Origin of the sequence: Moraxella sp. TY6 (genome assembly GCF_048551375.1) — a bacterium.
In the GTDB taxonomy this organism is placed as follows: domain Bacteria; phylum Pseudomonadota; class Gammaproteobacteria; order Pseudomonadales; family Moraxellaceae; genus Faucicola.
Genome location: NZ_JBLYZJ010000002.1, coordinates 199,447 through 223,566 on the forward strand (window position 1 = coordinate 199,447; position 24,120 = coordinate 223,566).

Below are 24,120 nucleotides of genomic sequence, written 5' to 3' on the forward strand. Positions count from 1 at the left end.
TTTGGAAAGGGGTTCAACATCTGTATGGCACAATTTAATCAGTTTATTTTTGATAATTTTAGTAAAAAGCCATTTAAGCCTTTTTACAATTTGCTAGTACCAAGGGCGACACGTAAACAATGGCAATTTCATTTTGATGAAATGCCAAGGCAAGAAGCCGTTGCTCAGTTTTGGCAACAGGCAATTATGGATTATGAACAAGGCAAAATCCCCAAGTATGAGATGATTGCCAAACAGCCTGAGTTGGTCGGGCAAAAAATCATTTGGCAGTATTGGGGGCAGGGGTTAGACGATTTACCAGAGGTAGCACGGTTGTGCTTTGCTTCGGTTGATAAGTTTAAAGGTGATTACCAAGTTATCAGATTGACTGACAATACGTTCAGTGAATATTTGGATTTGCCACTATTTTTGGAAAAAATTCGTCAACGTTCAGATTTTCGCCCTGCATATTATGCCGATATTTTACGCACGGCTTTATTAGTAGTGTATGGCGGTGTTTGGCTTGATGCGTCCGTGTTGATGACAGATAAACTACCAAAAGAATATACTGAATATGGTTTTTTTGTTTATTCACGATGCCCAAATTCACAGATGAAGCATTGGGCAGAGCATAATGGGCATTGCTATTTTAATTGGCATAATGATTTTAAAGTTAATTATTTAAATAGTATTATCTTTACTAAACCAAATAGCCAATTAGCAAGTATAGTGCTGGATTTATTATTGTACTTTTGGCAAGCTAATAAACCTGTTACACATTATTTTTTCTATCAAATTTTACTAAATGAGCTGAAAGTCGCCATACCTAACTTGTTTAATTTTCCAATTATTGATGATACATTACCTCATTTGCTTCAAGATGTGATTGAACAAGAATTTAACCCAACATATTTTGAGAATATCAAGCAACTATCAACCTTGCATAAATTGAGTTTGCATGGCACACCAAAAATTAAAGTATATAATAGCTTAACTTACTATGGTTTTTTAAATACTACTGATGATAAATTTTAAATAAACTAAACCAATTCGCTTTGTCAAAATGACCTTTACCCAAAAAATGTAATTCAAATAAATTGGGATTTTTGACGTACGTCATCACATAAACGCCTTGGTCATCATCAATAATATTCTCTGCTAAAAGGGCGTGCTGAACATCCCCTAAAGCTTTACCAAATTTATGCCATAACTCACTTGTTCCTATAAAAATACTACCAATAATATAAACCTTGTTATGAAAAATCGCATGGTAAGCATCATCTAGTGTGCTGGCAAAACGAGGGTTTTTGATTACGCCAAAATAATTTGGGCGTTTAATGGTGAAAAAGTGCATAAATTGTGGGTCAAACGCATATCTCCACTCAGTAATATCGCCCAAAGTATGTTCATCCCGGCAATAACCAAAATCCACCCAAGCAATCTGCTTATGCTTTGTTAAGCCACCTTTAATCGCTTGATTGACGAAATGTGTCTTTAGATTATTAATCAATACATAAGTTGGCGAACGGTATTCGGGGTTTTTTCTTAGCTCATTAGGCAACTGATTGTAAAAATTAGGGTCATTTTGAATTTTGCTGATTTGAGCAATATATTCGCCATACTCTTTATCTAAATCCACCATAACAAATTGCGTTGGTCGGTCTTGACGTAACTCAAGTATGCGGTCTTTAAAATTAGGCGTGGTAAATACCACCATATCATTTTCTAACTTCGCCAAATTTGCAAAATAAGCAAAGTATTTATCATTGTTACGATTGGCAAAATCGGCAATACCATTTTCTATTGACCAATCACCACGCCCAATATCAAAAAACATAGTTACAATAGAAATATTATTACCCATGATTAATCCCTTTAATTATTGCCACGCCTCTTTTATCCAATCACTTGCCAAAACATGGCGATACCACTTGCCACCACCGCCAGCAATCGCATCAGGCGGATTGATTTCGCCATGGAAAATCACAATTTTCGCCCCAATTGGTTTTTTGGGTGGTACAAAATACGCCATTGGGATTTTTTGCAAACAATGGTATTTAAAACTCACACACCAAGAAGCATCCCAATACTCTAAATGATGATGTTCACGCAAATAATTGGACAAATATGCCTGCTCATGGCGGACTTCTTGACGGATTTTTTCAAAATTTTTCTCAAAAAACTCAAGTAGGTTAGGGTAAGTATTATACCCCACTTTAAAACGATAAACTGATGAGTTACCCACCATTCGCCACGGTTTTTTCCAATCACGGATAATCATCACGCTATCATCATGCTCTGCCTTGTGAGTAAAAAAGCAGTCGATATTATCCACGATGACAATATCAATATCCAAGAACAATGCCGTGCCTTTTAAACCATATAAATTCGGTGTAAAAGTCGTGAGTTTTTTCCATCCACGCTCGGGCAGATTATTGGGAAGATTTAAAGGCGGAATAGGGTAGCATTGAATGTCACTATCAATCCCTGTGTTATCATCAGTCAAGCACACCATCACAAACGGCAAGGTCAAATGACGCTTGACCATGCTATATAAGCGATTGACGTATTCTGCACCGTATTTTGTTCCCCATTTCATACAGAGGACATAATTGGTGTCTGTATCATGGCGGTTTATTTGACAGTCTGCTTGATGGGTCATTTTGCTATCCAATGTTAGCGTTAAATCCAATGGGTAAGGTGCGTGTGACGCACCTTACTATTTCAACGTTAAGTTATTATCTTGATAAGTAGCCAACACTTGAGCCAGCTCATTATCATCTAAGGCATACACATCATCGACATTCGGCACATATTTAAAGCGTCGATAGTTCCACATATAATGTGAGGGGAAACGTAAAATCATCGCTTCAATCGCATGATTCATTGCCAAAGTTGCGGTTTCGATATCTTTGCTATACAGATTGGGATTGCTCAAGTCTTCACAATGAATATCAAAGCCATTGCCATCATCACGTCTAACACATACCAAGCCGACAAGCCGACAACCTGTTTTACTGGCAAGTTTGGGGGCGAGGGTGCTGGTCATGGTCGGTATACCAAAAAACGGTACAACCACACCGCCAGAAGGGTCTGGCACATGGTCAGGTAAAATAATACTAAAACCACCTTCTTTGAGGGTTTTAAAAATCGCTTTTACCCCTGTGGCATCGGTGGGAACAAGTGTAGCATTAAGGCGTTCACGCCCTGCCAATACGAATTCATTGGCGGATTTGCCTTTGACAGGTTTGTACATGATGGTGGGCGAGCCGAACTGATTGAGCCATGCGTTCATCATCTCCCAAGTGCCAAGATGGGGGACGATGGCAAGCATACCTTTAGGGTCGGCAAGGGCGTCACGCAGGATATGTTGGTTATGCACGGTATGAATTTGGGCAATGCTCCACTCGACAGGCATCGCCCAACATTTGAATGATTCAACTGCATTTTTGGCTTGATTGGCGATGACGGCACGTTGAAGTTGCTCACGTTTATCATCGCTCAATTGCGGAAATACAAGACGTAAATTGGTGTGTAAGTTGCGATATACACTTTGTGATTTAAGCTGACCGATGACCCAACTTGCCAGCGTGGCAAGGGCATATAACACCCACATGGGCAAATAACGAATCAGCTTAAATCCATTCATAGGTAGGCGTTATTCCGCTTTACCTTCGCTTTGTTTTTCACGCACACGAATACCCAATTCACGCAGTTGTTTGCTGTCAACAGGGGCAGGGGCATCAGTCAGCGGACATTCAGCAGTTTTGGTTTTTGGGAAGGCAATTACGTCACGAATCGACTGTGAACCCGTCATCAACATAATCAAACGGTCAAGACCAAACGCCAAACCACCATGTGGCGGCGCTCCGTATTTTAACGCATTTAGCAAGAATGAGAATTTTTCTTCAGCTTCGGCTTCATCAATGCCTAGGGCTTCAAATACCGCTTTTTGCATATCTAACGTATTAATACGAAGACTACCACCACCGATTTCAGTACCGTTTAACACCATATCATAAGCGATAGATAGGGCGGTTTCTGGGCTGTTTTTCATCTCTTCCACTGTGCCTTTCGGACGAGTGAATGGGTGATGCACCGAAGTCCATTTACCATCATCCGTTTCTTCAAACATTGGGAAATCCACAACCCATAATGGTGCCCATTCGCAAGTCGTCATCTCTAGGTCAAGACCGACTTTGACACGTAATGCACCCATTGCATCATTCACCACTTTGGCTTTGTCCGCACCAAAGAAAATAATATCGCCCGTTTGGGCTTCAGTGCGTTTCATCAACTCGACCAATACCTCATCGGTCATGTTTTTGATAATCGGTGATTGCAAGCCAGATTCTTTATCCACACCGTTGTTGATGTTGCTCGCATCATTGACTTTGATATACGCCAAGCCTTTTGCCCCATAAATACCGACAAATTTGGTGTATTCGTCAATTTGTTTGCGAGTCATTTCGCCACCGTTTGGCACACGCAACGCAACCACACGACCTTTTGGGTCTTGGGCAGGGGCAGAGAATACTTTAAATTCAACCGCTTGCATGATGTCGGCAACATCAATCAGTTTCATCGGAATGCGTAAGTCAGGCTTGTCAGACGCATAGTCACGCATTGCATCAGCATAAGTCATGCGTGGAAAGTCGGCAAACTCAATACCAATCATGGTTTTGAACAAATCTTTGGTCATGCCTTCTGCCAAATTCATAATGTCTTCATCACTCATAAATGACGTTTCGATGTCAATTTGGGTAAATTCTGGCTGACGGTCGGCACGCAAATCTTCATCACGGAAACATTTGGCAATTTGATAATAACGGTCAAAACCTGCCACCATCAATAGCTGTTTAAATAGCTGTGGCGACTGGGGTAGGGCATAAAACTCGCCATTTGACACACGGCTTGGCACAAGATAATCCCTTGCACCCTCTGGTGTGGCACGAGTCAAAATTGGGGTTTCAACGTCCAAAAATCCGTGGTCGTCAAGATAGCGTCTCATGGTTGACGTGGCTTTGGCACGGAATTTCATGCGTTCCAGCATCTCTGGACGACGCATATCAAGGAAGCGATATTTGAGGCGTAGCTCTTCTGATACGGTGACAAAGTCATCATTCAATGGGAATGGTGGGGTTTCTGATTCGGCAACGACTTCGATGGTTTCGGCAACCAATTCGATTTTACCGCTTTTATGCTCAAGGTTATAGGCATTTTCGTCCCTTGCACGCACTTTACCTGCGATTTGTAATAGGTATTCATTACGCATTTTGCCAGACGCATCATACAGGGCAGGGTCGTCCGCTTTTTCAACGATAACCTGTAGCAAGCCTTCACGGTCACGCAAATCAAAGAAAATCACATGGCTGTGGTCACGGCGACGATGCACCCAGCCCACGACAGTGACGGTTTGCCCAATCTGTTCTTCGGTAAGATTACCAGCATAATGTGTACGCATCATAACAACGCTTTCCTAAACTATATTCGCTATTTAAATGAAAAATTAAAATCAAAAAAAATTCAATCAACTATTATGCCGTTTTTGGGGCAAATTCTCAATGGTTTGGGTAAATTATATTGTGCTAAATTTCGCATCTTGAAAAATCTGACATCAACACCATAACAATAAAAATGACAAGCTTTTTACCGAATGTAAAATGTAAATAGGAATACGATTATATGTTGTTTCAAAATGCCAAACATCCCATCGAACTTAAAATCACCCACTTAAATAAAGTTAAAAATAACCGTAAGCAACAACTGATGCTCGAAATGGGCGACAAAAAAGGCGTAAAAGCCTTTATTAAACAAACCCTTAAAGATAAAGCCAAAGCCCTTAAAAGCAAAAATAAACAACATCATGTATTTGTGCTTGATTTTTATGGCGATATCAAAGCCTCGCACGTTCAGCAATTACGAGAAGAAATCAGCACCATTTTGACCACTGCTGAAACAGGCGATGAAGTGGTAGTACGCCTTGAATCTGGCGGTGGTATGGTACACGCTTATGGCTTAGCAGCCGCCCAGCTCGCTCGTATCAAAGATGCAGGGCTGACGCTGACAGTATGTGTCGATAAAATCGCTGCCAGTGGGGGCTATATGATGGCGTGCGTGGCGGATAAGATTCTATCTGCACCCTTTGCCGTGGTTGGCTCGATTGGTGTGGTCGCTCAAGTGCCAAATTTCCATGATTTGCTTGAAAAACATGATGTGGATGTCAATGTGTTTACCGCAGGCAAATACAAACGCACGGTGACCGTGTTTGGTAAAAATACCGAAGAAGATAAAGCCAAATTTCAACAAGAATTGGAAGAAACCCACACCTTATTTCAAGATTTTGTTACCAAATACCGCCCACAGCTTGAACTTGATAAAGTGGCGACAGGCGAGCATTGGTACGGTGAAGATGCGATTAAGCTAAAATTAGTCGATAAACTCGAAACCTCGGATAGCTATATCATGGCAAAAATGCAGGATAATGAGGTGTTTGCGATTCATTCTCGCCAAAAACCGACATTGGCAGAAAAATTGGGCTTTGCTCAAACGGCTCAGGCTTTGGTTGGCACGGTGGTGGAAAAACTGCCAGAGGCATTGCTGAAAATTGAAAATAGCAAATTGCCGATGTTTAAAAAGTAAAAAAGATAGCAAAAGTTTGTTATTATTCAAATGACAGATTTAGACCATGCTCAAAAAATCATAGATAAATCTGTCAAAATCCTGTCAAATAAAAAAGCCAACCACCTAAGTGATTGACTTTATTATAAATAAATGGTGGAGATGGCGGGAGTTGAACCCGCGTCCGCCAGCACTACGCCCATGACTCTACATGTTTAGAGTCTGTCTATGGCTTTAATGCTTAGTGAACCGACAGTCAGGATACCAAGCACGAGCCTCTAAAGTTTTGCTCAGATTGGCGAGACAACAACCTAAGCTATCCATCGTGCATTCGCTTCGGGGAGAGCAACCAGACCAATGGCAATCTGTGCCGTCCCAAGCAGCCCTTAGGCTGCTAGAGCGTAAGTTTCGTCGTTTGCGACTAGTTTAAAATGTATATTTTATTTACGAGTGAACATACTCACTCGACATGCATCATTGAGTTTCATCACCAGCGTCGAAGCCAGAACATCCCCAATAGGATTTATCATTATATAAGATTAATTTATGATATTTCAAGTGATTTTTGTAACTATTGATTTTTCTTAGCCCATTAAACGTTAAGTATGCCAAATTGGGGACACGCCCTAATTATTGGGTAGAAAATCAATGCCTAATGAATCCGCACCAATGGAATTTGGCGTTCTGCCAATGCAGTTTCCCATTGTTCTTTGCGAGTTTTCAGCTGTGCCAATTCGGTCGGACTAGGTAAAAAATCCTTTTGAAAATCTAATAGTTGCACAATTAATCCACCTTTCGAATGTTGAGCAATGCTATCCAATTTTCGCATCGTGCCTCGGTCAGGTAGGGCTTGAGGGGGAATGCCAAGACACACTTGTACATTTTGTGAAGCCAACTGCTCAGTTAAACGAGCCATATCATCTCTGTCATCAACAATGCCAAAATTCTCAACATTGTGACCAACTGCAAATTGATACCAAAACTCATCATCCACAGGGTATTCCAATAACGCCACCAGTTTTTTATGGGTGCTAACTTGGGCAGTTGGAGCGACAGGTTTTAGCTCGGTGGGGCTGTCGTCTGGGTCGGTAATTTTTCGTTGCCAAAAGTCGATTATTTTTTGGTAATAAGGTTGTTTAATGTCCAGCTTCATTCGGCTAGAGCGTACCATAATTAGACAAAACAGCCACGCTATCAGCCGTGGGGCGATGCCATACATGACCAAGCTACCAATGAGCAACATCGCCCAACGAAATGCCACCATTTGTGGTGTGATATCTGGGTTCATCTGAGCGGTGATGATATCTTGAGCGGATGGGGTGGGAAAACCGACTAGATTGGGTAACCATCCCATGATATTAATCAAATCAACCACGGTTGAGTTTTGCAGCAGTGTTGATTCCCAAACAAAATTATAATTTTTTACCAGTAGTAGTAAAATCAACGATAGCAACATACCCAACAAACTTGCCAACCAAAATTGATGACTAATACGGCTAACAAACCATTTTGTGCCTGCGTGATTCAGTTGTTGTTGGTATAGTTCGACAGCCGTTTGGGTCAGTGTATCCTTACCTCGCACCAGTGTACTGGGGCTAAAAAAACTGCCCAACAATGTGGGTTTATTGCGAGGTGCAAATAGTAAATAGCCAAGCCATACCAATAACATCAAGGTATTAAAGCCCAATAAACTGGCTAAAATATAAAAAAAGTTGACTTTTTCGACCTGCATCACGCCAAATAGTCCGACAAATCCCAACACAAACCACAATAAAGTTAATCCCCAAATTGAGCCATTGATACGGCTGTCGATGGTGGCAAGTAAATGAGCCAGTTTGCCATCACTGTCAATACGAGTGGTTCGGTGACGTAATTTGGTGAGGGGTTCACTGGGTTCTTTTTGCAGTTTTTCGGTGATTAAAATAGGGTCAGCAGTGAAGATGTGGTTTTTTTCTTCAAGTAGGCGGACAAGTTCAGTCAGTTGGTCTTGGGGTGTGTACATAATTTATATTTTTTGTGAAAAATGTTACTCTACCATGATTTTGCCAAAAATTAAATTACAGATAAGTAGTCGATGACGATAAAGTATTTATCACCACTGACGCTAAATTAAAGGCTTGACTTTATTACTAATAAACATTAATTTATTGGATTATAAAACAATACTAACACTTTTTTATATAAAAGTTAAAAATCATAACCAAATTCATGCCTAGGAAATACCATGCTAACCAAAAATTTACCAAACTTATTTTTGGCAAAACCATTGCCGATTGCTATTAAATCTGTGATTCATGTGACAATTTTAGGTGGGCTATTGACCACGTTAGTTGGCTGTGCGTCCTTGCCAAAAACCAACACCACTTCGCCTCAATTACAAAAAAATATCTTACAAGCTCACGAAAATTTAGTCGGTTTACAAAGCTATGGTTTTGATTTTCATGTTGCCCTACAGCCCCAATCTGTGCCTTTGACCCATGATTTGGTCAAAAGTCCTAGCCGTGACAAGCTATTAACCGAGCTGATAAATCAACAACAACTCAATAGCCAGCAACGTGAATTGATGCAAGCAGGTATCAATCACCAAAGCGATAGCGATATCGCCATGCTCAAGACCTTTCAAGCCATCGGTCAAAAAATCTACTATCATGGTCAAGGCGTGGTAGATATGGGGGCAGGACGGTTTAGTATCGTGCCAGAATGGGGTTATCGAAGCACGAATGCCAATGCCAATGTGAAGTTGCCGTTGGCAGTCGACTTGCGACAAGCCAAAATTTATGCTGATATATCGATGCTGTCTACATTTGTTACCAATCCAAAGTATGATGGGCGTTATGTGGCGTATGATTATGGGCAATTATTCAAAAAAATGGGCGTAGATACCTTGCCTTTATTGAGATTATTGCGAGAATTTACCGTTTTGACCCCCACACTTGCTAAAGAAAGTGATTATCAGCTACTCCCTCTTACTGCGGAAGACCAAAAGCAAGGTATTGCCCAGCGTGTGGCTCATCACGTTCATTATGAAGATGTGTTAACAAGTTATGTGCTATTTATTTATCTAAACCAAAAAACCTTTGGACAAGTGATGGATAAAGGCAATTTGGCAGAAATGTCGCATTCACCGATTAAACAGCTTTTTGACAAAAACTCAACCGTGCTTGCACCTACCCTTAATGAGCAAGCCTTGCAAGCCGCCGAACGAATGAACCAAGCCATTAACGAATTGCAAGGGCAATCAATGGCGATGGCAGAAGAAATTGAAGAAACTGACAGTGAAACAGAAGACGCTACGCAGATGACTGCCGAAACAGAAAATGAAGCGACAGCAGAAGATGTTTCAAGCGATTCAACGGATGAAACCTCCGATACAACCGCTTCAGATGAAGCGATTAGCACAGAGCAAGCCGAAAGCTATGAATCGAGCCGTCAAGCCATTGAAGCCTTTGATAAATATAAATCTGACAAACTTATCACTGCCAAAGCCTTGGCAGATATCATTCGACAAAACCCAGAAAGCTATGCCAAACTGAGAAAATCTGCCTCGCAAATTTTTGCAAGTATGGGGATGAATGACACGGCAAATTCAAAAATTAACTATTTGTTTAATAAAAACAATCAATTGGTTCGTATCGAAAGCATTGATGCCATACCAAATCTGATGCCATCAACTTCCAAAGTCCTCCAAGATAATCATCCGCTCAAAATGCAATCTGTGCTGAATTTTTATGATTATGGTAAAGCCAAAGTTGACCCTGCTATCTTTAAAAATGCGGTCAGTTTTGAGGAAGCGACTAAAGAAGATAGCTTATGGGCAATGTCTAAAAAATCGGATAAATTTGACAAACAAGAAAATCTTGAGCAACTTGCTAACAGCCTTATCAAGAAAAATAGCTATCAACAAGAGTTTGTAACCTTATATGTCTATCAATATTTATTGAAAAATGATGAAGAGAAACTAAACACCGTTGAAATGGCAAAATTACAGGCAACCGCCCAAAATTTTGCAATGGAATATGCCGTAGACAATGATATTCCAACCGATGCTAAATTCACTGCTAATGATAGCAATAATGATGCCAAAGATGATACCTATACCGATGAAGACATTGCTGACACGGTCGATGAAGCGGTTTATCAAGCCTATTTGCATCAACAAAAATACCTTGATATTCAACAACAACGCCAAAAAGGTGTACCAGAAGCCAAAATTTTTGCCAAACTGTATGAGGCATTAAAAAATGAGGTCGATGAAGACAGTTACGATGATGAATATGAATACGAAAGCAATGAAAATGAATCTGACGCCCTTGAGAATGTGCCGTTAATTTTTGAAAATGATGCTTGTAGCACCTTATTAGACAGTGATAGCTTGGATAAACAAGCCAAACATAAAATCCAAGGGATTTGTCAAAAAATTGAAAGCACCTATCAAAAATCGCTCAAAAAAGCTGAAGCTCAACAAGCCAACCAATTAGCAAAACAACAAAAATCGGTAGATAGATTTGAGCAAATGTTAGCAGAAGTGGCGATTGAGGATATGAAAACCCATAAAACAAAGGATGAAAATGGCGATAATGTGCTAGATGAACGCCTAATTAAGAAAATCGAACCTTACATTGAAGGCAGTCATGCTTTTAATCAAACTGCCTATCAAAAAGCGTATCAGCTCATGTTGGAGTAATGGGTAGTTGGTAGTTTTTCTGAGCCAATATAATACCGACTAAACTGATACGCCACTCGCCCAGAGCGTCCGCCTCGTTCACTGGCAAACCGCAACGCAGACGCTTTGGCTTTCTCATCAAATGCCAAATTAGCATACGTTAAATAATGTTCGCAAATCTGCAAATACACAGGCTGTGGCATTGGATGAAACGATAGCCATAAGCCAAAACGGTCGGACAATGATACCGTTTCATCAATGGTTTCATACGGATTGACCTCATCGGTCTGTCCATTATAAATATTTACATTGTCTTTCATTAGTTGCGGTAACAAATGACGGCGGTTACTGGTCGCATATACCAATAATTTATCCTGTTCGCTATCTAATGCACCGTCTAAAATTGATTTTAAGGTGCGGTAATTTTCATCTTGCCCATTAAATGCCAAATCATCACAATAAATCACATAGTGACAACCGTGATTAGGGTGGGTTTGTTGCAAGTTTCGCACCGCTTGACGAATCGGCTCAAGCATGACCAAATCATCACGAGCCACCTCAATAATACGTAAGCCATCTTTGGCAAAGGTATTGAGTAATGCCCTTATCAATGACGACTTACCAGCCCCACGAGTACCTGTCATTAGCACATGATTGGCAGGCAATCCTGCGAGATATTGGCGAGTATTCTGCACCAATTTCGCCTTTTGAGTGTCAATACCAATTAAGTCATCAAGGCTAACACTGGAAGCGACTGTTAACGGCACAAGCTCACCATAACCTGTACGGCTATTGGTCTGCCAACGGTAAGCCAAAACCGTGGGGTCAAGCGTGATAGGTTTGGGTAATGATTGGCTTAAATATTGTGTTAACAGCGTTTGTAACTCTTCAGAAATTGTTAAGGTTGTCATAAAGATGCCTAAGCCCCAATTTCAAAATTATAAAACAGTTCTGACGGTGCTAGCATCATCAAGCAATTGATAAAGACGGTTCACTTGCTCTGCCTCAGTCAGATAGACGTTGGCACGTACCGAGTGAAAACGCCCTGTACGAGAAGGATTGACGGTGAGGCTTGCCAAATCAAAATCTGGGAACATCGTGCCTAAGATAAGTTTGACTTCATCTAGCAAGGTGTCTTTATGCCCTTCATGTCCGATGATGCTCAGTGGATAATCCATAGGAAAGTTCCACAGTTCGGGGTTTTGGATGTCGGTTTTTTTGCCTTGAAGTTTGGTAGCAAGCCCTGCATCAAGTTGGCTAATATTTACGGTTTTGTCAGTCATTGTGGTTTCCTTATTTTTTGATAAGGAGTAAATGGGGTGTTCTTGGTGGTTTTCAAGGTCAATAAAAAAGGCGTAATCATTACGCCTTTTTCAATTAATACTGCTAAATCTTATCAGTCATTTTCCAAGAACGAACGCAGATGTTCAGAGCGTGACGGATGGCGTAGTTTACGCAAGGCTTTTGCTTCAATCTGACGGATACGCTCACGAGTTACATCAAACTGCTTACCGACTTCCTCTAGCGTATGGTCGGTTGACATATCAATACCAAAACGCATTTTTAGCACTTTGGCTTCACGTTCGGTCAAGTTTGCCAAGACCTCACGAGTGGCTTCTTTTAAGCCTTGAGCGGTCGCTTCATCCACAGGGCTTGAGATGCTCGAGTCTTCGATAAAGTCGCCCAAGTGGCTATCTTCATCATCACCAATTGGCGTTTCCATCGAAATTGGCTCTTTGGCGATTTTTAGCACTTTACGCACTTTCGCCTCGTCCATCTCTAGGCGTTCGCCCAATTCCTCTGGTGTTGGCTCACGTCCCATTTCTTGCAATAATTGACGAGAAACACGGTTTATTTTGTTAATCGTTTCAATCATATGCACAGGAATACGGATGGTTCGAGCTTGGTCGGCAATCGAGCGAGTGATGGCTTGGCGAATCCACCAAGTTGCATAGGTCGAGAACTTATAACCACGGCGGTATTCAAATTTGTCTACCGCTTTCATCAAGCCAATATTACCTTCTTGAATCAAATCAAGGAATTGCAAGCCACGGTTGGTATATTTTTTGGCAATTGAAATAACCAGACGCAAGTTTGCTTCTACCATTTCTTTTTTGGCACGGCGAGCCTTGGCTTCCCCAATCGACATCTCACGAGCCACTTGCTTCATTTGGTAGATATCCATGCCTAGATTTTTTTCATGGTTTTGGATACGTCCTTGATAAAGCAATACTTCGTCCAAAATTCGCTCTAAATGTTCGGCAAAGCTTGGTTTACCTGCGATACGGTTAGGTAGCCATTCTAGGTTGGTTTCGTTATTAGGGAAGGTTTTGCGGAATTCTTCTTTGGGCATTTTGCCACGGCGAATCACCAATTTCATAATATGGCGTTCATGTTTGCGGACATCTTCATAGACTTCACGCATCATTTCCATGACATTATCAGCGACACGGCTGTTTAGTTTGAATAACATAAAGCAGTTGGCAAGCGTTTTATACGCTTCGATGGCTTCAGGGCTACTGCGACCATGTTTGTCCGTGGCGGTTTTGGCAACTTGATACAGTTGTTCTAGCTCTTCAAAACGCACACGCACTTCTTCTGGGTCAAGACCGCTGGCTTCATCTGCATCCGCATCTTCTGAAACCTCTTCACCACCTTCTTCTAATTCATCTTCACTTTCTTCGCTTTCTGCTTCGTCTGCATCCACTTTTTTGGTTTGGGTGCTGATGATAGGAATATCGATTTCATCCGTGTCATTTAGCAGAATCTCGTCACCTTCGGCATTGTCCAAAAAGCCTGTGATGATATCCGATACCTTTTTTTCACCCTCAGCGGTTTGGTGGTATTCATCAAGCACCATCTCAACCGTACCCGGCCAAAAGGTCATGGCGTACTGCACATCACGAATCCCATCTTCGATACGTTTGGCAATGGCAATTTCGCCTTCACGAGTGAGTAGGTCAACCGTTCCCATTTCACGCATATACATACGCACAGGGTCAGTGGTACGCCCTGGCTCAGACTCAACGGACGCAAGCACGGCGGCCGCTTCATCGACAGCGATATCATCATCATCGCCATCGTTACTTAGCATGATGTCATCTTCGTCTGGGGCGGTTTCGTAGATGTGAATACCCACGTCAGTGAGCATTTGGATAATGTCTTCGATTTGGTCGCTTTCGGTGACGGAATCGGGCAGTTGGTCGTTGATTTCGGCGTAAGTCAGATAGCCTTGTTCTTTACCCAGTTGGATGAGGGTGGCTAGTTGAGAGGTAGATTGTTCGCTCATGGGGACTCACTTTTTTAGGCTGGAATTTTTTTTAAAATTAAACGCAGTATTATAGCTGATAAATGGGGGTAATAGGGGATTTATCAAGGGTTAACACAAAAAATTATCGGTTAAAAAGCAAAATTTTGACATGGTTTTATGCCAAATCCAATTGTAAAATTCCTACAATGCGTGCCGAACAAGGCAAAATTTCACCCTCATTTAACATAAAAATCGGCGTATTATCATACATAATTTGGCTGTTAGAATTAAGCGGTTGGTGAGTAAGCTTGCACGTGCCACAATACCCCTCACCGCATTGGTGGTCAGCCACAATCCCCACACGCAATAACCCTGCCAGCAAGGTTTCACCATCATGTAAATAGAATTGACGACTGTTGGTAAAAATCCAAGCCATACTCAATTATAACTCAAAATCATCAAACGCATTGTCACCCAATTCAGCGTCAATTTGACCTACTAAATACGAAGTAATTTCCGATTCTTGTGGGGCAACTTGCACATTATCAGACGATAACCACGCATTAATCCAAGGAATTGGATTGGTTTTACTTTCTGGGAAAATAGACGGCAAACCAATTGCTTCCATACGCAAATTAGTAATATATTCAACATATTGCGTCAAAATATTTTCATTTAACCCAATCATCGAGCCATCTTTAAATAGATATTTTGCCCACGCTTTTTCTTGCTCTGCCCCAGTACGGAAAATCTCAATCGCTTCGCTTTGGCAGGCTTTGGCAATCTCAACCATTTCTGGGTCGTCACGCCCTGTTTGCATAATATTTAGCATATGTTGAGTGCTATTAAGATGCAAGGCTTCATCACGAGCAATTAGCTTGATGATTTTAGCATTGCCTTCCATCAGCTTACGTTCGGCAAAGGCAAACGAACAGGCGAATGACACATAAAAACGAATGGCCTCGAGTACGTTAATAGCCATTAAACATAAGTAAAGTTTTTTCTTGAGCGTAGTGAGGTTAATGTGGACGGTTTTGCCATGAATATGCTGTTCACTGTCGCCATACAGGTTATACAGTTGGGAAAAATGGTACAAATCATCATAATATTTGGCGATATCGGTAGCACGCTCAAGGATATACGGATTATCCACGATATCATCAAACACCTTGCTTGGCTCATTCATCACGTTGCGAATGATATGGGTATAGCTACGAGAATGGATAGTTTCAGAAAAAGACCATGTTTCAATCCATGTTTCCAGCTCTGGTAGCGAAACCAAGGGCAATAGCACGGCATTGGGGCTACGACCTTGAATCGAGTCGAGTAGGGTTTGGTATTTGAGGTTACTCAAAAAAATGTGCTGTTCATGCTCGGCAAGATTGGCAAAATCCATGCGGTCTTTGGATACGTCAATTTCTTCGGGTCGCCAAAAAAATGACAGTTGCTTTTCGATAAGCTGTTCAAAAATAGGGAATTTTTGTTGGTCATAGCGTGCGACATTCACAGGCTGACCGAAAAACATCGGTTCGGTAAGGGCATTGTTTTTGGTTTGGCAAAAAATTGAATAATTCATAGGGCATCGCAATTGGTAATTTTAAGGGAATAAGTGAGTTTTTGGCTGATGATTATAGCAAAATTTGGCATAAAAATTAATAAAAAAAGCGACTCGTCAAAGTCGCTTTAAATATCAGGGCATAAGCATTACGCCCCTACGATAGTCAATGTTTAACCCAAATAGGCATTATACATCCATACCAATTTTTCTTGCTCTTGTACGTAACCAGTCAATAAATCGGCAGTACCTTGGTCTTCGGCAGTTTCTGCCATTTCGATGACTTCACGTTGTTTGCCAATCAGCATGGTCAAGCCTGTCAATACACCTTGGACACACGCACGACCTTCGGTAACGTTTTTATCTTCTTTGATTTGGGCAAGTTTGGTAAAATCGCTATAAGCGTGCATTGGCGTGCCACGAAGGGTCAAAATACGCTCGGCAATTTCGTCAATTTGTAGCTGTAATTGGGTGTAAAGTTCTTCAAATTTGACGTGTAGGGTAAAAAAGTCCGAACCTTTAACATTCCAGTGATAGCCACGTACATTCATATAATATAAATGATAATTTGCTAAGACCGCATTGAGTTGGTCAACGATTTTGCTCATATCTTGGGTTGCAATACCAAGGTCTTTGGTTGATTTTTTAGTCGCCATTATAATTCTCCATTTAACAGTTATTGTAGAAAAGTTATCTTTTCATGGTTGTGATAAAACGATTTATTGAATTTACACTGCTAGTTTAGTGTGTTTTTATATATTTGTAAAATTTATCAATCTTAATTTAATGATTAAAGATACAAAACATAAGATCTAAACTGCTCATCAAATAATAACAAACTCATCGACAATCCACTGTGAAAAATTGTAGTGGCTCATGTTTTTTTTGGTTATTTATTTTCTGGAAAATATTTATCAGTTGGTTTATCGGTCAAATCAAAGCCTTGGTTGCCAATTTTTTCTTGTAAATGGTGCTTTAATGTGTCAATCGGAAATTTTTGTGAGGCAAGGCGTTTGGGTACGATTTGGCTACCTTGTTGACTTTCGCCTGTTTTGGGATTTTTGACATCAAACATCATAAAGATATAGTCAGGCGTTTCTTGCCAATTGGTGACGTTATCCCATTTGATGACGGCTTGTTGCATCGCACCGCCACGCACCAACGGCTGATTAAAGCCACGAGGCATTTGAGGCATGGCAGGGGCAGGCATACTCATCACGATACCGTGTTGTTGGATACCGAGTTTGATTTGGCTCATTTCGGCAGGCATGGATTGCGAAGCCATTTGTTTTTCAAATTCTTGTTTTACATACCATTTTAGCCCATAAGTGCGAGCCAACAAAAATACCACCACACCCACCAACATTAACCAAAAAAGAATCGTGGAATAGCCACTGACAAACACCAAACCCAAAATCGCCAATACCACGATAACCGCCAAAATCGCCCATGTTTTGGTGGTGATTTTGGTTAAGGTTTGATTGTTGGCATCAAATAATTGTAGTTGGGCTTGACGAAATTCGTCTTCGGTCAAGTTTAAGTCCACAGGTTGCAAGGTGTAAGGATAAAGTGCCATAAACGGTTCGCTAGTTACAAAAAGATAAAAATTGAGAAGCTATCTTACCCAACCTAGGGATAAAAATAAAGTAATAATCCATTTCGCCCATTATTTTATGTGAAAAATAGCGTCATTCTTGCTATGATAAGGGGGATTTGTTGATTGATAAACTTTAGGAATTGTTATGATTGACCCAAAATTATTGCGTACCGACCTTGACGGCATTGCCACCAAACTTGCCAAACGTGGCTACACCCTTGATAAAGCCTTTTGGCAAGACGTAGAAGAAAAACGCAAAGCCATTCAAGTCAAAACCGAAGATTTGCAAGCCCAAAAAAATGCAGGGGCAAAAAAAGTCGGTGAAATGAAACGCAATGGCGAAAATACCGATGAATTGATGGCTCAAATGCAGGTCATCAGCGGTGATATGAAGCAAGCCGAAGACGAGCTAAAAGCCCTACAAGATAAAATCAGCGAAGCGTCATTGGCAATCCCTAACTTGCCAGCCGATGAAGTGCCAGAGGGCAAAGATGAAAATGACAATGTGGAAATGCGTAAATGGGGTGAGCCACGCCAATTTGATTTTGATATCAAAGACCATACCGACATTGGCGAGGGCTTGGGGCAATTGGATTTTGAAATGGCATCCAAGCTAACAGGTAGCCGTTTTAGCGTGTTAAAAGGTCAATTAGCACGGCTAAACCGAGCATTAATCCAGTTTATGCTAGACACCCATACCGAAAAATTTGGTTTTATCGAAATGTATGTGCCGTATATGGTCAATGCCGACAGCCTACAAGGCACAGGGCAACTGCCGAAGTTTGAAGAAGATTTATTCAAATTACGTGGTGAAAAAGAATACTATCTCATTCCAACCTCTGAAGTGCCACTGACCAACAGTGTACGTGATGTGATTTTGACCCCAGAGCAATTACCGATTAAAGTCACCGCTCATACGCCTTGTTTTCGTAGCGAAGCAGGCAGTGCAGGGCGTGATACTCGTGGTTTGATTCGTCAACATCAGTTTGAAAAAGTCGAAATGGTGCAAATCGTCCATCCTGATACCTCCATGCAAGCACTCGAAGACATGACGGCTCAAGCCGAGTATATTTTGCAACAGCTTGGCTTGCCATACCGTGTGATTATGCTATGTGGCGGTGATATGGGCTTTGGGGCGGTCAAGACTTATGATATCGAAGTATGGTTGCCAAGCCAAGATACTTACCGTGAGATTTCAAGCTGTTCAAACTGTGGGGATTTCCAAGCTCGCCGTATGCAGGCACGTTTTAAAGACGGCAAAAAAACCGAATTGGTGCATACGCTAAACGGTTCTGGTTTGGCAGTCGGTCGTACTTTACTTGCAATTATGGAAAATTACCAAAATGCCGATGGTACGATTACTGTCCCAGAAGTGCTACGTCCGTATATGAAAGTGGATAAAATTGGGTAATGCTCAATGATGTATTATTGGCAATTGCCAATCTTTTGACCTCTGCCCTTACCGCTGTCACTGGCGTGGGTGGGGGGATGATTTTGATTGGGTTAATGCCATTGTTTATGCCTGCCCCAGCGATTGTACCTGTGCATGCGGTCACCCAATTGGTCAGTAATGGTACACGGGCTTGGTTTGGGCGAGATGGTTTGGATTTTAAGTATTTTTGGCAGTTTTTTGCAGGCTCGCTGTTGGGGCTACTGATTTTTGGCGTGATGATTCGCTTTGTTCAGCTTGCATTTGTACCGTTATTTATTGGCGTGTATATTTTGCTGATTACTTGGTCGGATAAGTTTAACCAACTGATACGCCGTTTTGAAAGTTTCTTTTTGGTGGGATTGATACAGACAGGGTTAGGCGTGTTTGTTGGCACACCCGGCCCACTGAATATTGCCGTATTGAACAAACATTATACTGATAATCATGTGGTCGTCACCACAGGGGCGTTGATGATGACGGTGGTGCATACCGCTAAATTATTGGTGTATATCAGTATGGGGTTTGACTTTAAGGAATATTGGCAATTACTGGTGATGATGGTAGTGATGGCAACGCTCGGCTCATGGCTTGGCACAAAACTGCGTCATCATATCCGTTTGGATTGGCTTAAAACCTTGTTGCCTTATCTGCTGACCTTATTGGCGGTGAAATTAATCGTGGATATTGTGATAAAGCATTGGATTTAATGCAATACGTCCACTATCAACGCCACCGCAATCATAATGAAAATTCCTCCACACAAGCGATTGAGCCACATTAAACGATTGCCTGTATTCAGCCATCTCGCCAATTGCTTGCCACTCATGGTATAAATCAGTTGCCAAGTGGTTTCGATGGCAAAAAATCCCACGGTAAGCCAAAGGTATTGCGGTGCGAGTGGGGCAGAAAAGTTGATAAACTTGGGAAAAAATGCCGCAAAAAACAAAATCGCTTTGGGATTCGATAACGACACCAATATCCCTGTTTTGAATAACTGCCAAGGTGTAGGTATCACCTGTTGCTCATGTTCGCCCAATGGTTGGCTGGCGTGTCGCCATGCTTGTAGCCCAAGATAGCCCAAATACAATGCCCCCAAGACTTTGACCACGGTCAATAACACAGGAGCTTGTTGATTGATAAATCCCAATCCCAATAGCGAAATGGTCAGCAATATAAACAGCCCAAAACTTAGCCCTGCTAACGTCCATAAGGTTTTTTTCACCCCATAATTTAGCCCAAATTGAAATGCTAAAATCATGTTTGAACCGGGGGTGGCGGAAATAAAACAGGTACTCAATAAATACCATAAAAAATTATCAAGTGTCATTGGTTATTGCCAAGGGTGTTATTTGTGATTGTTTTTGCTAAAATTTTTGCCAAAGCACTTCTTGACCACCATCTAGCCGTGCCACTACACGAGCTAAGACAAACAGCCAATCGGATAAACGATTGATAAACTGTAAGCTTATTGCCGACACATTGCCATCTCGTTGATGCAGGCTAACCAATAAACGCTCACTATCTCGAGCTAAACAACGAGCAATATGCACTTGACTGGTCGCAATCGAGCCAGCAGGTAAAATAAACTCTTTAAGGTAAGGTAAACTGTCGTTCCAGTCGTCAATTTGTTGCTCAAGTGTGGTGATGTCATCCGCTTGAATCGCCTTGTATTCAGGCATGGCAAGCTCACCGCCCAAGTTAAATAGTTGGTGTTGGATACGGCTGAGTAAATTGTCGAATTGGGGATGGTTGGCTTGGGTGAGATAACCACGCAATAGACCGATTTGTGAGTTTAATAAATCAATCTTACCCATTGTATCAAAGCGTAAATCGGCTTTGCTAATGCGTGAGCCGTCTGCCATGCCTGTTGTACCATCATCACCTGTGCGTGTGTAGATTTTTGATAAACGATTGCCCATCTTTGGTTTGCCTTTAATTAATCTGCGTTCGATATAATAATTAACATTGATAAATCCATGATTTTAAATAAATTTACATTCGTAAGGTGCGTTCTACGCACCATTCAAAAACAATACCTTCAATAGGTGCGTATGACGCACCTTACCTTGAGAATATTTTATTTTAAAATTATCTGATTGCGTACAGTCTTACATTGAACCTGTACTGACAGTAAAATTTAAGCAACTTGTAGGGTGGGTTACGCATTCGCTAACCCACCCTACAGCAGTAATTTTTGTTTAATGAATACAGGCTATTAGGTTTTTTAAATCCTTAAAATACTTATACTGTTAAACTTCAGCTAAATCCAGTAAAAATAAATTTTCCATCATTCTCATTGCATCAGATTTTTTGTAATCATAGCACTTTTTGACAAATTTAGGTATGATAAGCCTCTTAATGTTATGTTATATCAACATTGATTATAGACCATTAAATCAACCGTAAAGGCAAAACCATGAACCAACCCATGCCCATTCAAATTTATGACTCCATGAGCGGACAAAAACGCCCTTTCACACCCCTACAAGCTGGCAAAGTCGGTATGTATGTGTGTGGCATGACGGTGTATGACTACTGTCATATCGGTCACGCACGGGTCATGGTGGGCTTTGATGTGGTGGTGCGTTGGCTAAGACACGCAGGCTACGAGGTCAATTATGTGCGAAATATCACCGACATTGACGATAAAATCATCAACCGTGCCAATGAAAATGGCGAAACTATCCATGAATTAACCGCTCGTTTTATCGAGGCAATGCACGAAGATGCCGATGCGTTGGGCTGTGTGCGTCCCAATAGCGAGCCGAAAGCGACCGACTTTATTCCACAAATGCAAAATCTAATTCAAACCCTTGAAAGCAAAAACTTGGCTTATAAAGGCTCAACAGGGGATGTGTATTATGCGGTCGAAAATTTTGCTGATTATGGCAAACTGTCAAAACGCAAACTTGCCGATATGCAGGCAGGGGCAAGCGAACGAGTAACAGTCGAAACCGATAAAAAGAATCCGTTTGACTTTGTGCTATGGAAATCCGCCAAGCCAAGCGAACCCAATTGGCAATCACCGTGGGGTATCGGTCGCCCTGGGTGGCATATCGAATGCTCGGCGATGAGTACCTGCTGTTTGGGTGAAACTTTTGATATTCATGGCGGTGGGCATGATTTGCAGTTCCCACACCACGAAAACGAAATCGCCCAATCTGAGGGGGCGACTGGCAAAACTTACGCCAATAACTGGATGCACGTGGGGTTTATCAATGTCGATGGCGAGAAGATGTCCAAGTCATTGGGCAACTTTTTTACCATTCGTGATGTGAGAAAATTGTTTCACCCAGAAACCATTCGCTTTTTTATCCTGTCCAGTCATTACCGCAGTCCTGTCAATTTTTCGGACATGGCACTCAAAGAATCGCACACCAGTTTGACACGCCTTTATCAAGCCCTAAAATCGGTAGAAAGTTTGACCGAGCAGGCAGGCGAGATTGATAAAACAGCGTTCGAAACGCCATTTAATCAAGCCATGTGCGATGATTTTAATAGTGCAGGGGCAATCAGCGTGTTGTTTGGGTTGGCTCGTGATATAAACAAAGCGGTGAACCTTGCAACTACCGAGGGCAATGCTCAAGCGGTGGCTTTGGCGAATTTATTGAAAGATTTGGCAAAACCACTGAATATCTTGCAACTTGAGCCAATGGCGTTTTTACAAGCCCAAATTGGGGAAAATGATGGTTTAAGCGATAGCGATATCGATGCGTTAATAGAAGCTCGCAAAAAAGCCAAAGCCGATAAAGACTTTGCCAAAGCTGACCAAATTCGTAATGATTTGAAGGCTCAAGGGGTTGAGTTGGAAGATGGTAAAAATGGCACAACGTGGCGTAGAGTGTGATTGGTGTATTGCATACAGGTATTTGTAAAGTTTATGTAAAAACACCATAGTTAGGTTGGGTCGAAGGATGATACCTAACCTAACTTTTTGAGAACTTTGGTTGATAATGTTGGGTTTTACATGCTCAACCCAACCTACCGTTTATGCAAATGTGTAAGTGTTATCGTTATAAATCTTGAACAATCGCTTGGAAGCCTGTCAAACGATTTTGGCTGTCAAAGGTTTGCACAACAAACGCATAGTTGGCTTTGCTACTGTCAATAAATGGCGTAAAGGTATTGCCATAGGTCATCTGATTGGTACGTACAAAGCCTGTTTGATGATTGGTTGCTTTATCGACATTGATTTGGCTTACCAAGGTATAGGCGGTGTCGCTTGGGGTAGTCCAGTTTAGGTTAGTGGTGCTACCTGTACCGCTGAGCTTGAGATTCAATGTACCCAGTTTGTAATTAAGCGGATGTATATGAAAATCGCCCTTATCACTCAAGGTATAACGCACATCACAGCCGTCATTATTGGAAAATAGCTCTTTACCGAAGTCCAATCCCACAGCGTAGGTGTATTGTCCATTCCAACTGTCGGTTTTATCATCGTATTGACCATTAAAAGGCATACCTGATACCGTGGTTTTGAGTTTATCAAATTGCAAAAACTTCAAAACTGCATTATCAAAGGCTGTCGCAGGGTCAAGCGTACCTGAGAAAGCTCCGCCAATCGCTTCATCAGTTTTGACAGAGATATTGTTACTGGTTAACAGGTTGCTGGCTTGGCAGGTTTTTTGTTGATAGCTCATTTGCCCGTACACAGATGAGGCAAAATCCTTACCTATATCAAAGTACACCGCACCGATATCGCTGTCTTTGGTATCGTTGTCATTATCTTCAACAAAATAACCGACATACAGCCCACCTTTACCACCTTCTGGGGTGATTTTATCCAAGAAATTATCAAGGCTTTCTTCTGGCAAAAAAATGCCTTTTAGGATTTCTGCCATGCTTTTTTCTTTATTGGTTAGCTTGGCTTCGATGTTTTTGTAGGCGTCATTGATATTATTCAGACCTTTGTCAACGGTTTCACTGCCTGAGCCACCGCAAGCGGATAAACCCATACATAAGGTCATGGGTAATAAAAATTGGTTAAACTTTGACATGGATAATCCTTAAAACACTTAAAAAC

General features: G+C 41.4%; 21 protein-coding genes and 1 other RNA gene. 6 read left to right on the forward strand and 16 right to left on the reverse strand.

Annotated elements, in window-relative coordinates:
* Positions 1 to 24 precede the first annotated feature (24 nt).
* Positions 25 to 1,014, forward strand: coding sequence for a capsular polysaccharide synthesis protein (locus ACK1U4_RS02785; RefSeq protein ID WP_419400482.1), 990 nt, complete (start codon positions 25 to 27; stop codon positions 1,012 to 1,014).
* Here ACK1U4_RS02785 and ACK1U4_RS02790 read toward each other — a convergent pair.
* The 4 genes from ACK1U4_RS02790 to aspS are packed head-to-tail and all read right to left on the reverse strand — an operon-like array spanning position 995 to position 5,446.
* On the reverse strand, positions 995 to 1,843 hold the full coding sequence (locus tag ACK1U4_RS02790; RefSeq protein WP_419400481.1) for a WlaTC/HtrL family glycosyltransferase: 849 nt from the start codon (positions 1,841 to 1,843) through the stop codon (positions 995 to 997). The two genes, ACK1U4_RS02785 and ACK1U4_RS02790, sit on opposite strands and share 20 nt — an antisense overlap.
* 15 nt (positions 1,844 to 1,858) lie before the next feature.
* Entirely contained in the window at positions 1,859 to 2,641 is a 783-nt protein-coding gene (locus ACK1U4_RS02795) for a glycosyltransferase (RefSeq protein ID WP_419400480.1), read from the reverse strand.
* A gap of 57 nt (positions 2,642 to 2,698) precedes the next feature.
* Positions 2,699 to 3,628 carry a lysophospholipid acyltransferase family protein gene (locus ACK1U4_RS02800; RefSeq protein WP_419400479.1) on the reverse strand — a complete coding sequence of 310 codons (930 nt, stop codon included), beginning with the start codon at positions 3,626 to 3,628 and terminating at the stop codon, positions 2,699 to 2,701.
* 9 nt (positions 3,629 to 3,637) lie between these two features.
* Positions 3,638 to 5,446 carry an aspartate--tRNA ligase gene (aspS, locus tag ACK1U4_RS02805; RefSeq protein WP_419400478.1) on the reverse strand — a complete coding sequence of 603 codons (1,809 nt, stop codon included), beginning with the start codon at positions 5,444 to 5,446 and terminating at the stop codon, positions 3,638 to 3,640.
* A gap of 218 nt (positions 5,447 to 5,664) precedes the next feature.
* On the opposite strand from aspS, the gene sohB reads away from it, so the two are divergent.
* On the forward strand, positions 5,665 to 6,621 hold the full coding sequence (sohB, locus tag ACK1U4_RS02810; RefSeq protein ID WP_419400477.1) for a protease SohB: 957 nt from the start codon (positions 5,665 to 5,667) through the stop codon (positions 6,619 to 6,621).
* 133 nt (positions 6,622 to 6,754) lie between these two features.
* On the opposite strand, the gene ssrA is transcribed toward sohB, so the two are convergent.
* Positions 6,755 to 7,115: a transfer-messenger RNA gene (gene ssrA / locus ACK1U4_RS02815) on the reverse strand.
* 137 nt (positions 7,116 to 7,252) lie between these two features.
* Positions 7,253 to 8,602 carry a DUF2868 domain-containing protein gene (locus ACK1U4_RS02820; protein WP_419400476.1) on the reverse strand — a complete coding sequence of 450 codons (1,350 nt, stop codon included), beginning with the start codon at positions 8,600 to 8,602 and terminating at the stop codon, positions 7,253 to 7,255.
* A gap of 222 nt (positions 8,603 to 8,824) precedes the next feature.
* On the opposite strand from ACK1U4_RS02820, the gene ACK1U4_RS02825 reads away from it, so the two are divergent.
* Positions 8,825 to 11,284 carry a hypothetical protein gene (locus tag ACK1U4_RS02825; protein WP_419400475.1) on the forward strand — a complete coding sequence of 820 codons (2,460 nt, stop codon included), beginning with the start codon at positions 8,825 to 8,827 and terminating at the stop codon, positions 11,282 to 11,284.
* Here the strand turns inward: ACK1U4_RS02825 and ACK1U4_RS02830 are convergent.
* The 7 genes from ACK1U4_RS02830 to ACK1U4_RS02860 form a co-directional block, all read right to left on the reverse strand.
* Positions 11,266 to 12,174, reverse strand: coding sequence for an ATP-binding protein (locus ACK1U4_RS02830; protein WP_419400474.1), 909 nt, complete (start codon positions 12,172 to 12,174; stop codon positions 11,266 to 11,268). The two genes, ACK1U4_RS02825 and ACK1U4_RS02830, sit on opposite strands and share 19 nt — an antisense overlap.
* Positions 12,175 to 12,201: 27 nt before the next feature.
* The gene (locus tag ACK1U4_RS02835; protein ID WP_419400473.1) at positions 12,202 to 12,546 is read right to left on the reverse strand and encodes a YbeD family protein; all 345 of its coding nucleotides are present in this window, start codon (positions 12,544 to 12,546) and stop codon (positions 12,202 to 12,204) included.
* A 113-nt stretch (positions 12,547 to 12,659) separates the two neighbouring features.
* Positions 12,660 to 14,552, reverse strand: coding sequence for an RNA polymerase sigma factor RpoD (rpoD, locus tag ACK1U4_RS02840; RefSeq protein ID WP_419400472.1), 1,893 nt, complete (start codon positions 14,550 to 14,552; stop codon positions 12,660 to 12,662).
* Positions 14,553 to 14,688: 136 nt separating this feature from the next.
* Entirely contained in the window at positions 14,689 to 14,949 is a 261-nt protein-coding gene (locus ACK1U4_RS02845; protein WP_419400471.1) for a 2Fe-2S iron-sulfur cluster-binding protein, read from the reverse strand.
* A gap of 6 nt (positions 14,950 to 14,955) precedes the next feature.
* The gene (gene nrdB, locus ACK1U4_RS02850) at positions 14,956 to 16,089 is read right to left on the reverse strand and encodes a class Ia ribonucleoside-diphosphate reductase subunit beta (RefSeq protein ID WP_419400470.1); all 1,134 of its coding nucleotides are present in this window, start codon (positions 16,087 to 16,089) and stop codon (positions 14,956 to 14,958) included.
* Between the two features lie 152 nt (positions 16,090 to 16,241).
* Positions 16,242 to 16,727, reverse strand: coding sequence for a Dps family protein (locus ACK1U4_RS02855; RefSeq protein ID WP_419400561.1), 486 nt, complete (start codon positions 16,725 to 16,727; stop codon positions 16,242 to 16,244).
* Between the two features lie 230 nt (positions 16,728 to 16,957).
* Complete coding sequence (locus tag ACK1U4_RS02860) at positions 16,958 to 17,644, reverse strand: YcxB family protein (protein ID WP_419400469.1); 687 nt, start codon at positions 17,642 to 17,644, stop codon at positions 16,958 to 16,960.
* A gap of 166 nt (positions 17,645 to 17,810) precedes the next feature.
* Here ACK1U4_RS02860 and serS point away from each other — a divergent pair, with 166 nt between their 5' ends.
* Both serS and ACK1U4_RS02870 read left to right on the forward strand, forming a co-directional pair.
* The gene (gene serS / locus ACK1U4_RS02865) at positions 17,811 to 19,076 is read left to right on the forward strand and encodes a serine--tRNA ligase (protein WP_419400468.1); all 1,266 of its coding nucleotides are present in this window, start codon (positions 17,811 to 17,813) and stop codon (positions 19,074 to 19,076) included.
* Positions 19,076 to 19,804 carry a sulfite exporter TauE/SafE family protein gene (locus ACK1U4_RS02870; protein ID WP_419400467.1) on the forward strand — a complete coding sequence of 243 codons (729 nt, stop codon included), beginning with the start codon at positions 19,076 to 19,078 and terminating at the stop codon, positions 19,802 to 19,804. Before serS ends, ACK1U4_RS02870 begins: the two co-directional genes overlap by 1 nt.
* On the opposite strand, the gene ACK1U4_RS02875 is transcribed toward ACK1U4_RS02870, so the two are convergent.
* Together ACK1U4_RS02875 and ACK1U4_RS02880 are read right to left on the reverse strand one after the other, a co-directional pair.
* Positions 19,801 to 20,424 (reverse strand): LysE family translocator, encoded by a 624-nt coding sequence (locus ACK1U4_RS02875; protein WP_419400466.1) that lies wholly within the window; start codon positions 20,422 to 20,424, stop codon positions 19,801 to 19,803. The two genes, ACK1U4_RS02870 and ACK1U4_RS02875, sit on opposite strands and share 4 nt — an antisense overlap.
* Before the next feature lie 37 nt (positions 20,425 to 20,461).
* Positions 20,462 to 21,016 carry a cob(I)yrinic acid a,c-diamide adenosyltransferase gene (locus tag ACK1U4_RS02880; protein WP_419400465.1) on the reverse strand — a complete coding sequence of 185 codons (555 nt, stop codon included), beginning with the start codon at positions 21,014 to 21,016 and terminating at the stop codon, positions 20,462 to 20,464.
* A gap of 497 nt (positions 21,017 to 21,513) precedes the next feature.
* Between ACK1U4_RS02880 and cysS the strand changes: the two genes are divergently transcribed.
* Positions 21,514 to 22,944: a cysteine--tRNA ligase gene (gene cysS, locus ACK1U4_RS02885; RefSeq protein ID WP_419400464.1), complete on the forward strand. Its 1,431-nt coding sequence runs from the start codon at positions 21,514 to 21,516 to the stop codon at positions 22,942 to 22,944.
* A 166-nt stretch (positions 22,945 to 23,110) separates the two neighbouring features.
* Here cysS and ACK1U4_RS02890 read toward each other — a convergent pair whose 3' ends face one another.
* Positions 23,111 to 24,094 (reverse strand): hypothetical protein, encoded by a 984-nt coding sequence (locus ACK1U4_RS02890; RefSeq protein WP_419400463.1) that lies wholly within the window; start codon positions 24,092 to 24,094, stop codon positions 23,111 to 23,113.
* Positions 24,095 to 24,120: the final 26 nt, after the last annotated feature.